The organism is Clostridium rhizosphaerae (assembly GCF_016765585.1).
Classification (GTDB): domain Bacteria; phylum Bacillota; class Clostridia; order Clostridiales; family Clostridiaceae; genus Clostridium_AT; species Clostridium_AT rhizosphaerae.
In genome coordinates this window covers 14,574-29,564 of the sequence record NZ_JAESWC010000004.1, presented here as the reverse complement: position 1 = coordinate 29,564, position 14,991 = coordinate 14,574, and the positions used below count along the sequence as shown (strand labels likewise).

Below are 14,991 nucleotides of genomic sequence, written 5' to 3'. Positions count from 1 at the left end.
TTTAACGAGCAATTTTCGAGCGGAAGCGAGAGTCTTTAATTGCTCAGTGCTTCTGACTAAAAGGGGGAATGACGATGAAAAGAGGTAAACGCTCAGGACACGACAAAATTTATGATGCAGTTGTTTTTATAATTCTTACTGCAATCTTCATAATTGTAGCATATCCACTTTACTTTATTGTGATATCTTCAATTAGTGATCCAAAGGCAGTAGCTGGGGGTAATGTTACTTTATTTCCGGTAGGAATTAATTTTAAGGGTTATGAAGAGGTGTTCAAGAATAAGCAGGTAATAACAGGGTTCTTAAATTCCATTTTTTATACCGCAGTTGGTACTTTTCTTAGTCTGGCTTTGACACTGCCTACAGCATATGCACTTTCAAGGGATAAGTTTCAAGGCAAGAAATTCGTAATGTTTTTTTATATGGTTACTATGTTTTTAAGCGGTGGTATGATTCCGACATATTTGGTTATAAAAAATATGCATATGCTGGATACCATGTGGTCACTAATAGTTCCAGGGGCATTGAGCGTGTTCAATATGATTGTAGCAAGAACCTTTTTCAAGATGAATATTTCAGAAGAATTGTATGATGCAGCAGCAATAGATGGCTGTGGACATGGCAGGTTCTTCTTCAGCATTGCCTTACCTGTTTCAGGTTCTATTGTTGCAATAATGGTATTGTATTATGGAGTAGGTATTTGGAACTCTTATTTCTCAGCATTACTCTACATGAAGTCAGAGAGCAAGTTCCCTTTGCAGCTGGTTTTACGTTCTATCCTTGTACAGAATCAACAGCAGTTAGCACAGACTTTAACTTCAGTGGAGCAACAGGCTGAATTTGAGAAAAGACGTCAAGTAATGGAGCTAATGAAATACTCATTAATTATTATATCAAGTATTCCAGTATTAGTTCTGTACCCATTTGTTCAAAAACACTTTGTTAAGGGAGTCATGATTGGCTCTGTAAAGGGTTAATATAGCGTTATAGCTTAAAAACAAAGTTTACTTTTGTAACATTCTTTTGGGAAGGCCAGCTTTACAAATACATATCTTATAAGTTAAGCCGGCTTCTCTATACTTAAGGCCATTCAGTCTGCTATGGGTATAAAGCCCATTAATAAGACTTTGGTATAAATAAATAATATAATGGAGGGGTTTCTATGAAAAGAAAGAAGTTACTTTTATCATTAGTTGCAGTTACAATGACCATCATGACACTTGCAACAGGCTGCGCGAAAAAAAGTGCAGAAAGTGCATCAGGAAGTTCAATGAAAAGCATCGGGGATATGCATGAAAAGGGGTTGCCTATAGTTGATGCAGGAAAATATTCATTTTCTCTATTTGCAGATGACTCCAGTAAAACAGGAAAATATTATATGATGCCTGTATTAGAGAAGCAGACAGGTATCAAGGTGAACCTTCAAACATTTCCTTTTGAAATTGCAAAGGAAAAATTAAGCCTGGCTTTAAGTTCAGGTGACTATGCTGATGTTATCGCCGGATGGACTTTAAGTGACACAGATATTTTGAAGTATGGCGTTGATATGAAAACCTTTATTCCTTTAGAAGATTACTTTAAGAAATATTGTCCTAATATAGAGAAAATACTTGATTTACCTGGTGTTAGAGATGCTATGACAGCACCAGACGGACACATTTATTCAATTCCTTATGCTTTGGAAGCACCACAGGTTGACTTCAGTCCATATATTAATACAAAATGGTTAAAGAAACTTGGACTTCAAATGCCTAAGACAACAGAGGATTTACGTAATGTATTAAAGGCCTTCAAAACTGCAGGTTTAATACCATTCTCTGCTGACCCAAATAATAAGCATCTTAACTATTTAGCTGGCTGGTTTGGTATGTCTATGGATGATCTTGGATTTACCATGGCTGATGATAAGCTGACTTTTGGAGCTAATACTGCTCAATATAAAAACAGCATAAAGTATTTAAACAGTTTATATAAAGAAGGACTTATAGATCCAGAGATATTTACTCAAGACCTGAACCAATGGAAGGCAAAGGGTGCCCAGGACAAGTATGGTGTAGTTATAGCTTATGGTAGTGGAGATTTTATGCCATATGCAGCTGGATCAAAGCCTGATTGGGAACCTCTTCCAGTACTAACTAGTGGAGATGGCAGCACTCCAGTATGGCTAAGAAGTTCTTATGGAACATCTGTACTTAAGAACCAGGTAGTTATTACCGATAAAGCTAAGAATCCAGCCGCAATCTGCAGATGGTGGGACAATGCATTTGAATTGGAAAATTCACTTCAGACTAACCGTGGACCTCTAGGTAAAACTCTTATAAAGGAAGGTGACGGCTACCGTTCACTTGACGCAACTAAGGTATTATCTAAAGAAGAACAGGATGAATATAGCTGGCCAAATCTATGGATTCAGTCTTTGCCTCATTACATTCCAGCTGGTTTTAAGGTGAAAGAGGATAATCCTGCATTTGATGAAAAGGGAGGTACTGATAAAGCTTATCAATCAGCTTTAACAAAGAAGCCAATTCCTGAATACTGGGTTTCTGTAAAGGATTCTGCCAAGTTCTCTGATGAACAAACAGCTATTAAAGATTATATTAAGCAAAAGAGTGCACAATGGATTTCTGGACAAGCAGATGTTGACAAAGAGTGGGATTCATATGTAAAGCAGCTTGACACTTTAGGACTTCAAGATTATATTAAGACACGTTTAGATGCAATAAAACAGAAATAAAATACTAATAATACTAAAAAATGAAAAATGGGGCACGGTTTAGATCTTGCTCCATTTTTTTATAGCTTTGACAGCTGAAAGTTATTTTTTCAAATGATTATGTAAAGGGGGAAGAAAGATGTCAGAAGTAAAAGAAATACAAATTGCAGAAGATAACAATTTAGAGAAAAAAGATATTCAAGAACAAATGCAAGAAGATGAAGTTGTACAGGAGGGAGTACATAATTACAGCGGTAAAGACAGCTATGTAGTGCCTAAAGACCCAAAGGTATTACAAAAGCTAGAGTGGTTTCAGGATCAGAAGCTGGCACTTATGATGCATTGGGGGCCATATTCCCAGTTGGGAGTCGTGGAATCCTGGGCACTTAGTGATGCAGATGCTAATTGGTCAAGAAATGGCATCGATTGGGAAGTTACCGGAGAAGAATTTAAAAAGCAGTATTTTGATTTGAATAAAACATTTAACCCAGTAAGATTTGAGCCTGAAAAATGGGCGGAAATTGCATCAGAAGCTGGTATACGATATCTTGTTTTTACAACAAAGCATCATGATGGTTTCTGCATGTGGGATACTAAACATTCCGATTATAAGATTACCGCGCCAGATTGTCCTTACCATAATAATCACCATGCTGATATATGCGCAAATTTATTCGAGGCTTTTCGAAAAAAGGGTATTGGAATTGCAACCTACTTCTCAAAAGCAGATTGGCATATAGACAGTTACTGGAGTGATAAGTATGAAAGAGGAAGTTATCAGCATAGAGGTCCAGCATATAATCCTATAGAAAATCCAAAAGAGTGGGAACGCTTTGTTAATTTTACTCATAACCAAATTCATGAACTGGGATCTCAGTATGGACAGATTGATATAATGTGGTTTGATGCCGGTTGGGTATGCAAGGAGAATAATCAGGATATCCGTCTTGGAGAAATAATAGAAAAAATAAGAAAGTTTCAGCCGGGTATGCTCTGTGCAGATAGAACTGTAGGCGGTGCTTATGAAAATTATGTAACACCTGAGCAATGTGTTCCGGATGAACCATTAGGAATTCCATGGGAGAGCTGTATTACTCTTGGAACATCCTTTTCTTTTGCATATGAAGATAAATACAAATCACCAAGAGAAGTTATAGCATTACTTATAGATATTGTTGCAAAGGGCGGAAATCTTGCAATCAATGTAGGACCACAGCCAGACGGCAGACTTCCACAGGGAGCGATAAGATCACTTAAAGGAATGGGTGAATGGTTAAAGATATACGGAGATGCAATATACGGCACTAGAGTATGTGCTCCATATAAGAAGGATGGAATTGCCTTTACTCAAAAAGAAGGTACAGTATATGCAATTCAAATATTCAACGATGAAGCTGATGTGGTATCGTCAGAAGTATGGATTCCTTATGAAGGAAAAGTATCAGAAATTACTATGCTTGATAGTAAAGAAGCAGTTCCTTTCGAGAAGAAAGATAAAGGATACTTATTACATGCACCACAAGTTGTCGGAGAAGCTGCGCCTATTGCCAGAGTCTTTTGCTTAAAAGATAAGAAAAATTAATTAGAGAATATAGAGCAAGGATGGTTATTTATGAAGAATATTGCATGCTTTGATATAGGTGGAACTTTTATAAAATATGGTGTTGTGAACGAAACAGGAAAAATATTATATAAAGGTAAATTTGAATCACCAAAGACAGATTGTAAGAATACAATTCCAAGGGATTTAATCAAAAAAATTAAAGAGATGCAAGAGAAATATGAAATACATGCTGTGGGAATAAGCACCCCCGGTAACGTAGATAGCAAAAATGGAGAGATTATCTTTGCGTCTGATAACCTGCCTGGTTATACAGGAGCAAAACTTAGTGAAAGTATAAAAAATGAAACAAATCTTGACTGCTATGTTGAGAATGATGTTAATGCAGCAGCATTAGGTGAATTATGGCTGGGTGCAGGCAGAGGAAAAGATACCTTTGTATGTATAGCATTAGGTACCGGCATAGGCGGAGCTATTATAATAAACAATAAGATATACAAAGGAATTGGACAAGGCGCTGGAGAAATAGGCCATACAACAATAGATATTCATGGAGAGAAATGTGCCTGTGGAGGAACCGGATGCTATGAAAGATACGGGTCAACTTCTGCGCTGATAAGAAATTATGCAGCACTTGCCAATATAAATGTATCAGAAATAAATGGAGAAGAGATTATAGATAGGGTAAAAAAGGGAGAAAGTTTAGCTGTAAAAGTCTATGAGAAATTTATCAATAATGTTGCCATAGGTATTGTAAACCTAGTACATTTGCTAGACCCTGGTATCGTAATAATCGGTGGTGGCATTTCAGCCCAAGGCAAACCTTTCTTCGATAAAATAAGTAGCAGATTTAAAGAGATGGTTATGCCTTCCTACAGTAACTACACTAAAATTGTTCAAGCGGAACTTCGAAATGATGCCGGAATAATTGGTGCAGCTTACAATGCATTAAACAATGAGAATGTATAGCATTAAATTATAGTATTTAATTTTAAAAATAATAAAATGATATCTAATTCGTAATATTTTTCATTACGGATTTGAGATAAATATGTAGTGTATAGCAGCAATGCTGCTGATAGGAGGATTATATGTATTTGATTCCTGCACCAAAAGAATTGACATTTCATGAAAAAAATTTTTATATAAGCAGAAGCACAGAGATTGTATTAGATTATTCCTGTAATTTTAACGATTATGAATCTGCAAAATTATTAAAAAGCGAGATAAAAAAGTCTACTAATATCGATATTAAGATAAATAAGGCAATTAAAAAAACGGACAAGTCTATCTTCTTAAGAAAAGAGACTGGTGATAGAGAAGGTTATACCATTGAAATAAGTGAAAACTCTGTGGTTGTAACCGGCAATGATGATGCAGGTTTATTTTATGGCATTCAGACCCTGCGCCAAATAATAAGGCAAGAGGGAGTAGTACTTCCGGCTTTATTAATAAAAGATGCTCCTTATTTTAAAAATAGAGGTTTCTACCATGATGTTACCCGAGGAAAAGTACCTACTTTGGAAACTTTAAAGGAACTGGTAGATAGGCTATCCTTCTATAAAATTAATCAGCTTCAGCTTTATGTTGAGCACACCTATGCTTTTAAAAATTTCAGTGAAGTATGGACCGGAAAAGATCCGCTTACTACTGAAGAGATAATGGAGCTGGACAAATACTGTAAAGATAAAAATGTAGAGCTTGTTCCTTCAATAGCAACCTTTGGACATCTTTATGAGGTTTTAATGACCAAAACCTACAATCATCTATGTGAACTGGAAAACTATAAGGGAGAACCTTATTCCTGGCACGAGAGAAATGCACATCATACTTTAGATGTTTCACAGGAAGAAAGCATAGAATTTGTAAAGAGTATGCTTGAAGAATTTATACCTCTTTTCAGCTCGGAAAAGTTTAATATATGCTGTGATGAAACCTTTGATATAGGAAAAGGGAAAAGTGCTAAATTGGCAGAGAGCCAAGGTGTTGAAAGACTGTATGTAGATTTCTTAAAAAAGATAATGGAATATGTTAAGACCTATGATAAGCAGATAATGTTCTGGGGGGATATAATTGTAAAAAGTCCTGAATACTTGAAAGAAATATCTAAGGATGTAGTTTGTCTTAACTGGGCTTATCACTATACTGTAACGGAAGATGATACAAAAACTTTAGCTAAAGCCGGTGTAAAGCAATATGTATGCCCGGGAGTAGGCGGCTGGAATAGAATCATGAATTCTATGGATAGTGCCTTTATCAATATAAACAAAATGATAAGTTATGGAAAAAAATATGGTGCTGTAGGTGTGTTAAATACAGACTGGGGCGATTATGGGCATGTTAATTTATTTGGTAATTCCATGCCGGGAATGATCTATGGAGCGGCTTTATCTTGGAATCCTGAAGATAATAGTGAACTCAGCTATATGGATGAAGCCATATCTACCCTAGAGTTTGGCAAGGATGCTAAAAATATTGCAGCACTACTTAGAGAGCTTTCTAAGAAAGAAACCGACCAATGGAAATATATAGTTTTCTTTGCGGAACACAAAATAATAAAAAATGAAAATATAGAAAGAGGCTTTAAGGAATTAGACAGAGTAAGTGAAGCAGCAATGACAGAATGGTATCATGAAGCAAGAAGACTTGAAGCAGAAATATTAAAAGAGGGAAGCAAGGCATACAGTAATCGAAGCATTGATATAGAAGAATTTATTGTTTCTGCAAGAGGTGTAGCTTTAGTAAATGCTGCTTGTATTTGTATAAAAAAATATGAGTTTAAGCATGAAGAAATAGTTGAAGTTAAGGAGCGCAGCAGTCTTGCAGTGGAGCTGGAGTATTGGCTGGCAGATTTCAGCGGCCTATGGCGTAAGAGAAATAAGGAAAGTGAGCTCTATAGAATTAGAGATATGATTAAATATCTATGCAATTATATTAGGGATATTAAATAACAAATCCTTGATATGTACATGAGATATATTGGCAGGGAGGAAGTATTTAATGCTTGTTGATAAGAAAATAATAGCCAAGCTAGAGAGTATAGAAAATAGATATTCAAAATTGAGATATGAAACAGTAGCTGAAGTGCCAGCGCAAATGTGGAGTACCTATGAACACTTTACTAAAGAGCCAACATCTCAGGAAGGTGCAGTTTGGCGTGCTGGTGAAATAGGTACTAAGTGGGGTAATAACTGGCAGACAACTTGGTTTAGAGGAGAAGTTACTTTACCGCAAGTATGTGCAGGAAAAAAGGTTTTTATTCAGGCAAAGACCAATGGCGACTCATTATTTATTGTAGATGGTAAATATAAAGGAGTATTTGATGTCAATCATTCATCAGTGATGATGACGGCTGGTGGAGAGGCTGGAAAGACATATAGGCTAGCCTTTGAATCCTATACTGGACATCATATTCCAGGCTGTGGTGCCGATGAAAATGACAAGGCTCCTGAGCCGGACTGCAAGACTTTTGAAGGTATATTTGTGGTTCTTGAAAGAGAAGATGTAAGTAACTTTGTTTTTGATTTGAGAGTTCTAAGACAACTGGCCAATGTCCTTGATGAAAATAGTCTGAGAAAAAACAAGATAATAAGACAGCTTGCAAAGGTTTATGAATTAGTATATGCAATGCCTTCAGAGGTTCCTGAAGAGAATTGGAGAGCTAAGCTTTCACAAGCAAGAGAACTCATGCATCCATTACTTAAGGATAAGAATGGTTCAACTATGCCTAGTTTTGGAATCGTAGGGCACTCTCACCTGGATACTGCATGGTTATGGCCTATTGCTGAAACCTGGAGAAAATCTGCCCGTACTTTCTCGTCGGTACTAAATCTTATGGATCAATATCCTGAGTTAAATTTTATACAGAGTACACCTTACTATGCCTCAGTATTGAGAGAGAGATATCCGGAAATATATGAGGGTATTAAAGATAAAGTTAAGGATGGTAGATGGGAACCTAATGGAGCAATGTGGGTAGAGCCGGATTGCAATATACCCTCAGGTGAATCCTTTGTAAGACAGCTGTTAGTAGGACAAAATGCAACAAAAGAGATGTTTGGGTATACATCCGATACTCTGTGGCTGCCAGATGTATTTGGCTACTCAGCAGCACTGCCGCAAATATTACGAGGCAGTAACGTAAAATACTTCTGCACCACAAAATTGTCTTGGAATGATACTAATAGATTCCCTTATGATACTTTTGTTTGGAAAGGCATTGATGGATCTTCTGTAATATCACATTTTAATACCATACACTGCTGGCCGGATCCCGAAACCTTGACCAAGCAATGGATGGATGTTCAACATAAGGATATCCAGGATCGCAGGCTTACTGCCATTGGCTATGGTGATGGCGGCGGCGGTCCAATGGCTGAAATGGTTGAGGTTTCAAGACGTGTAAAAGACCTTGAAGGATGTCCTAAAGCAGAATTTTCATCAGTAAGTAATTTTATGCAGGGTATAGAGAATGAATTAAAGGATTTGCCTCAGTGGTGCGGAGAGCTTTACCTGGAACTTCATAGAGGAACTCTAACTTCCATAGCAGAAGTTAAAAGAGGCAACAGAAAGACAGAGATAGCTTACAGAAATGCAGAATTTTTAAGTACCTTAGCGGCTATTAACGGAGCCAGCTATCCAAAGGAAAAGCTGTTAAACATGTGGAAAAAACTGCTTACAAACCAATTCCATGATATTTTACCAGGATCTTCTATCGCAAGAGTAAATGACGAGGCTATTGTCGCCTTTAAAGAATGCCTGGAAGAAGCAGGACAAGTTACTGACAAGGCAATAGAGGCTTTTGTAAAGTCAAGCAGTGACAGTAAATATATAATGGCAGTTAATAGCCTTAGCTGGAATAAAACAAGACAATTTATTTTGGATAATGCTGATTTTGGATATATTCCAGATGTAGATTATGTACAGTCTCAGTGGATAAAGGATATAGATAATAATGATAAATTAGTAGTTTCCGGACTGAACGTTGATGCATTAGGTTATAAAGTTGTACCAATGATTAAAAAAGACTGTATAAATAAATCGGCTTTTTCCGTAGATGAAAACATTGTTGAGACGCCATTTGCGGTTGTAACCTTTGATTCCATTGGCAGAATAAGCTCCTTTAAGGATAAGGCTACAGGAAGAGAAATTGTAAAAGCCGGGGGAGCACTAAATACCTTCTGGCTGGGTGAAGATATACCAAGTTACTGGGATAACTGGGATATAGATAGAGACCAGAGATTGAAAATGGAAGTTCAGAAAGGCTTTACAGGCAGAGAAATAGTATCAGATGGAGCTTTAGAGCTGAGATTGAGAAGCAGCTACCGCATAGGTGAAGGTTCATCTATTATACAGGATATGGTACTGCATGCAGACTCACCACAGGTGGATTTTGAAACTAAAATTGTATGGTCTGAAAAGCATAGGTTATTAAAGGCAGGTTTTGAGCTGGATGTCTTTGCTGAAAATGCAAAACATGAAATCCAATATGGATATGTGGAACGAGCAACCCATGAAAATCTATCCCAGGATAGAGCAAGATTTGAATCCTGTGCTCACAAGTGGTCGGATATATCAGAAGCTGATTTTGGTGTAGCTTTATTAAATGATTGTAAATACGGTGTCAGCACCCATGGCAGTGACATAAGATTAAGTCTTATGAAATCAGGTTTAAGACCAGATCCAAGAGGCGATGAAGGTATTCACTATGTAACTTATTCACTAGTACCTCATAATTGCGGATTCTCTGTAGATTCTGTAATTAAACCAGCCTATGAACTGAATGTCCCTGTTGTTTGTGCAAAGGTTGATAAAAGAACAGAGGATTTTAACGGATTACTAAATATCGATGCTTCTAATATCATTGTAGAAGCAGTAAAATGGGCTGAAAATGGACAAGGATTTGTAGTTCGTTTCTATGATGCTGCTAAAACAGGTAAGAATATTAGAATTAATTTTAATGTGACCGTAGAAGAAGTAGTAGAGACTAACTTATTAGAAGAAGAAACTAAAAAGTGTCATATTGATGGTAATAGTATTTCTATGTACGTTAAGCCGTTTGAAATTAAGACCATACTATGTAAATTATGCAAGGAGGTTAAAGGTCTAAATGACCTTTAACGGGTGGTTTGCTAGAGGGAGCGAGCGTGCTAAGTTGCACCGTGGTCGAAGGCAAAGTCCTAAATGGACTTTTACGGGTAACTTGTGAGCGGAAGCGAACATCTTAAGTTACCCTGTGCCCGAAGGGAAACGAGCGTCTTAAACCACCCCGTGCTTCGACTAAAAGGAGGAAAATCATGACAGTACCCAATAGTATTAGTAATTATCATATCATTGCCTATTTAAGTGATGGAGCTGATTGGGAAGAAAAGGACATAAAGGCTGATAAGATAACCTGTATAAATTATGCCTTTGGAGTGATTTCAGATGGATTATTGAATGGAAGACATCTAAAAAAGCTTCATATATTAAATAATGTAAAAGAAAAACATCCTCACTTAAGGACTGTGCTCTCAATAGGGGGCTGGGGAGCCGATGGCTTTTCAGATGCAGTTTTAACAGAAGAAAGCAGAAAAAATTTTATGAACAGCATTATTGATTTTATTGTGTCAAATAACTTCGATGGAGTAGATATTGATTGGGAATATCCCTGCAATGATCAGGCTGGAATTAAAGCAAGAAAAGAGGACAGAGAAAATTTTACTAAATATCTTAAGGAATTAAGAGAAAGCTTAAATGAACAAGGGAAAAAAGATGGAAAACAATATATTTTGACTATTGCCCTTGGAGCAGGACAGAAGTATGTGGACAGCATTGAAATGGCTAAAGTACACACATATCTTGATTATATCAATGTTATGACCTATGACATGAGAGGAAGCTTTACAAATATAACAGGGCATCATGCAAATCTGTATTCTTCTAAAGAAGAACCGGATGGAATAAGTGGTGATAAATCGGTAAATATTCTTCTTCAAGCAGGGGTGCCTTCTAAAAAAATAATTTTAGGAGCAGCCTTTTACTCAAGAATTTGGGAAGGAGTTAAACAGTCAGGAACAGGATTTAATGTGGAAGCTGAAAAAACGGGCTGTAAAACCTGTAATTACACGAATTTAGTAAATGATTATATCAATAAAAATGGATATAAGAGTTATTGGGATGATCATTCAAAAGCTCCATATTTGTTTGACGGTAAAAATTTTGTATCCTATGAAGATGAACGTTCTCTTAAATACAAATCTGAGTATGTGGTATCTAAAGATATTGGTGGAATAATGTTCTGGGAATATCCATTGGACAAAACCTTTAAGCTGCTTGATAGTATATATTCTGTTTTAGGATGCAATAGGAAATAATAAAATTAATAGTTGAAGTTAAATATAGGGAAACATACGAAAACTTTGCTTATACATGGCTTAAGATGCCGAACCTTGAATAGTTTTTCAAGTGGTATAAGCTAATAGTTGAAGATGTTTCCCTATAGCATAAGGAAGGAGATATTATTGATGAATGCTATAAAGGAAATAGCTGAAGTAAGGCCTTCAAGCAATCAGCTGGCCTGGCAGCAAATGGAGTTTTACGCTTTTATACATTTTTCAGTAAATACATTCACTGATAAAGAGTGGGGAACCGGAGCTGAAAGCCCGGCAAATTTTAACCCTACTGAATTTAATGCAGACCAATGGGTAGAAGTTTGTAAGTTAGCAGGCATGAGCGGTTTGATATTAACCTGTAAGCATCATGATGGCTTCTGCTTGTGGCCAAGCTTATATACAGAGCATTCGGTAAAGAATTCTCCATGGAGAGATGGAAAGGGAGACATTGTAAGAGAGGTTTCTGAAGCCTGCAAAAAGGGAAAAATAAAATTTGGAATCTATTTATCTCCGTGGGATAGACATGAAAAAACTTACGGAGACTCAAATGTATATAATGAATACTTTAAAAGACAATTAAGTGAATTATTAAGTAATTATGGCGATATTTTTGCAGTTTGGTTTGATGGTGCTTGTGGAGAAGGACCCAATGGTAAAGTGCAGGTTTATGATTGGGAAGGATACTATGAAATTATAAGGAGGCTTCAGCCAAAAGCTATGATCTCTGTTTGTGGGCCAGATGTGAGATGGTGCGGAAATGAAGCAGGCCATTGTCGTAAATCTGAATGGAGTGTGGTTCCGGCAGAACTTCTAAATGTAGAGAAGATACAGGATGAATCTCAAAAGATAGATGATAGGGAGTTTTCAAAAAGAATAAGCTCAAGTGATGATGATTTAGGCAGCAGAGAAGTAATTAAAGGATGTGAAAAACTTGTATGGTATCCGACTGAAGTAAATACGTCTATAAGACCCGGATGGTTTTATCACGCTGCTGAGGATAACCACTTAAAGCGCATTGATGAATTGTTAAAAATCTATTATGGATCCGTTGGCGGCAATGCTAATTTTCTTCTTAATATACCGCCGGATAGACGTGGATTGATACATGAAAATGATGCTGCTTTATTAAAAAGGTTCGGAAACACAATTGAAAAAATATTTCAAACTAATCTTTCTAAAGGTGCCGCCGCTGCTGCATCTGAAGTCATGGACAAGGAACACGATGTTAATAATATTTTTAATAAAGATACAGATAAATACTGGTGCACAAAAGAAGGAACAGAGGAAGCAGTTATTGAAATAGATTTAAAGGAGATTAAATGCTTTGACAGGATCTCCTTGATGGAATATATAAATATAGGACAAAGAATTGAAGCTTTCCGGTTAGAGTATATGGAAGATGATACTTGGAAGCAGTTTTATGAAGGTACTACTATAGGATATAAACGAATTTGCTGCTTTGGGAAGATTAATGCACAACATATTAGATTAAATATAATAAGCTCAAGATGGTATCCTACAATTTCTTATATAGGTGTTTATTAAGGATATTAGTTTATATTACATTGAACAATATAAAGGAGAGGCTTATGCCTGAATTTGAAATACTCAATAATAATTTTGTATATAACGGTCAACCTCTTAGGGTATTGTCAGGAGCAATTCATTACTTTAGGGTTGTACCAGAATATTGGAGAGATAGATTATTAAAATTAAAGGCCTGTGGACTTAATACTGTAGAAACATATGTAGCCTGGAACATTCATGAGCCTAAAAAAGGACATTTTAATTTTGAAGGTATGGCTGATATAGTAGGATTTATTAATATTGCCCAGGAATTAGGATTGCATGTAATAGTGCGTCCCGGACCTTTTATATGCGCTGAATGGGAATTTGGCGGACTTCCAGCCTGGCTATTAAAGGGAGAGAATATAAAATTAAGATGTTATAACAAGTCATTTCTTGAGAGGGTAGATATGTTTTTTAACATACTATTTGAGAAGCTTGTTCCGCTACTATGCACAAATGGTGGTCCCATAATTGCGATACAAGTGGAAAATGAGTATGGGAGTTATGGCAATGATAATAAATATCTCGAATATTTGAAGTGCGGGATTTTAAATAGAGGTGTAGATGTACTGCTATTTACTTCTGATGGTCCAACTGACTTGATGCTTCAATCAGGTACCTTGCCGGGAGTTTTAAAAACTGTGAATTTTGGGTCAGATTCAAAAGGTGCTTTGGAGAAACTGAGACAATATGAAAAAGATGGTCCAGCAATGTGTATGGAATATTGGAATGGATGGTTTGACCATTGGGGTGAGGAACATCACAAAAGAGATGAGAAAGATGCAGCCAGAGAACTTGATAGTATGCTGCAACTTGGTTTTTCTGTGAACATTTATATGTTTCATGGCGGTACGAATTTTGGCTTTTACAATGGCGCTAATTTTCAGGAGTATTATGCACCAACGGTTACAAGCTATGATTATGATTCACCCCTAAGTGAAGATGGGGATATGACACCCAAGTATCATGCTTACAAAGATGTAATATCAAAGTACATAGATATAGGAAAAGTAAAACTTCTGCCTCCTATAGGAAAAATAGATTATGGAGAGGTAAAATTTCTAGAAAAACAAGGATTATTTGAAAGCTTAACAAGTTTATCAGAGGGATTTAATTCATCGTACCCAATGCCAATGGAACAACTAGATCAGAATTATGGATTTATACTGTACAGAACAAAGGTTAAAGGACCGCGGCTGCAATGCGAGGTTGATATTAAAGAAGTAAGAGATAGGGCAATGATTTTTGTAAATCAAAAACTAGTTGATATTGTATATAGAGCAGATGAGGCACGGGTATTGAAGGTGGATTTTAAGGATGAAGAGGATATTTTGGATATATTGATAGAGAATATGGGAAGGGTTAATTACGGACGGCATATTCTCGATAGAAAGGGTATTACTGATAGTGTAAGATTGGATTATCAATTTCAATATGTTTGGGATATATTCACTTTGCCATTAGACAACATTAAAAATATAAATTATAAAAATCAATATAATGAAGGGGAACCTGCTTTTTACAGAGGATACTTTGAAGTTGATTGTATTAAAGATACATATCTTGATACAAAAGGGTGGCAGAAGGGAGTAGCTTTTATTAATGGATTTAATATAGGACGTTATTGGGATATAGGTCCGCAAAGAACTCTATATATACCTGCTCCTCTGCTTAAAAAAGGCAGAAATGAAATTGTGTTGTTTGAACTGCAAGGTACCGCGGAGCCAAAAATTAATTTAATTGATAGGCATATATTAACATTAGATTAAGTAAGT

At 36.3% G+C, this 14,991-nt stretch carries 9 protein-coding genes; all 9 read left to right on the top strand.

The genetic code is table 11. From position 1 onward, the window contains the following. Positions 1 to 74 precede the first annotated feature (74 nt). The 9 genes from JK636_RS10360 to JK636_RS10320 all read left to right on the top strand — a co-directional run bounded on the left by JK636_RS10360 (position 75) and on the right by JK636_RS10320 (position 14,985). Positions 75 to 977, top strand: coding sequence for a carbohydrate ABC transporter permease (locus JK636_RS10360; protein WP_243428194.1), 903 nt, complete (start codon positions 75 to 77; stop codon positions 975 to 977). A gap of 185 nt (positions 978 to 1,162) precedes the next feature. Further along, positions 1,163 to 2,734, top strand: coding sequence for an extracellular solute-binding protein (locus JK636_RS10355; RefSeq protein ID WP_202748842.1), 1,572 nt, complete (start codon positions 1,163 to 1,165; stop codon positions 2,732 to 2,734). Positions 2,735 to 2,852: 118 nt separating this feature from the next. After that, complete coding sequence (locus JK636_RS10350; protein ID WP_243428193.1) at positions 2,853 to 4,295, top strand: alpha-L-fucosidase; 1,443 nt, start codon at positions 2,853 to 2,855, stop codon at positions 4,293 to 4,295. A 30-nt stretch (positions 4,296 to 4,325) separates the two neighbouring features. Further along, complete coding sequence (locus JK636_RS10345) at positions 4,326 to 5,243, top strand: ROK family protein (RefSeq protein ID WP_202748840.1); 918 nt, start codon at positions 4,326 to 4,328, stop codon at positions 5,241 to 5,243. Positions 5,244 to 5,365: 122 nt separating this feature from the next. Further along, positions 5,366 to 7,225, top strand: coding sequence for a glycoside hydrolase family 20 zincin-like fold domain-containing protein (locus JK636_RS10340; protein ID WP_202748838.1), 1,860 nt, complete (start codon positions 5,366 to 5,368; stop codon positions 7,223 to 7,225). Between the two features lie 49 nt (positions 7,226 to 7,274). Continuing rightward, positions 7,275 to 10,394 carry an alpha-mannosidase gene (locus JK636_RS10335; protein ID WP_202748836.1) on the top strand — a complete coding sequence of 1,040 codons (3,120 nt, stop codon included), beginning with the start codon at positions 7,275 to 7,277 and terminating at the stop codon, positions 10,392 to 10,394. 176 nt (positions 10,395 to 10,570) lie between these two features. Next, a complete protein-coding gene (locus tag JK636_RS10330; protein ID WP_202748835.1) occupies positions 10,571 to 11,629 on the top strand; it encodes a glycoside hydrolase family 18 protein in 1,059 nt (352 codons plus the stop codon). Between the two features lie 150 nt (positions 11,630 to 11,779). Further along, entirely contained in the window at positions 11,780 to 13,192 is a 1,413-nt protein-coding gene (locus JK636_RS10325) for an alpha-L-fucosidase (RefSeq protein WP_202748834.1), read from the top strand. A 44-nt stretch (positions 13,193 to 13,236) separates the two neighbouring features. Further along, positions 13,237 to 14,985, top strand: coding sequence for a glycoside hydrolase family 35 protein (locus JK636_RS10320; RefSeq protein WP_202748833.1), 1,749 nt, complete (start codon positions 13,237 to 13,239; stop codon positions 14,983 to 14,985). Positions 14,986 to 14,991: the final 6 nt, after the last annotated feature.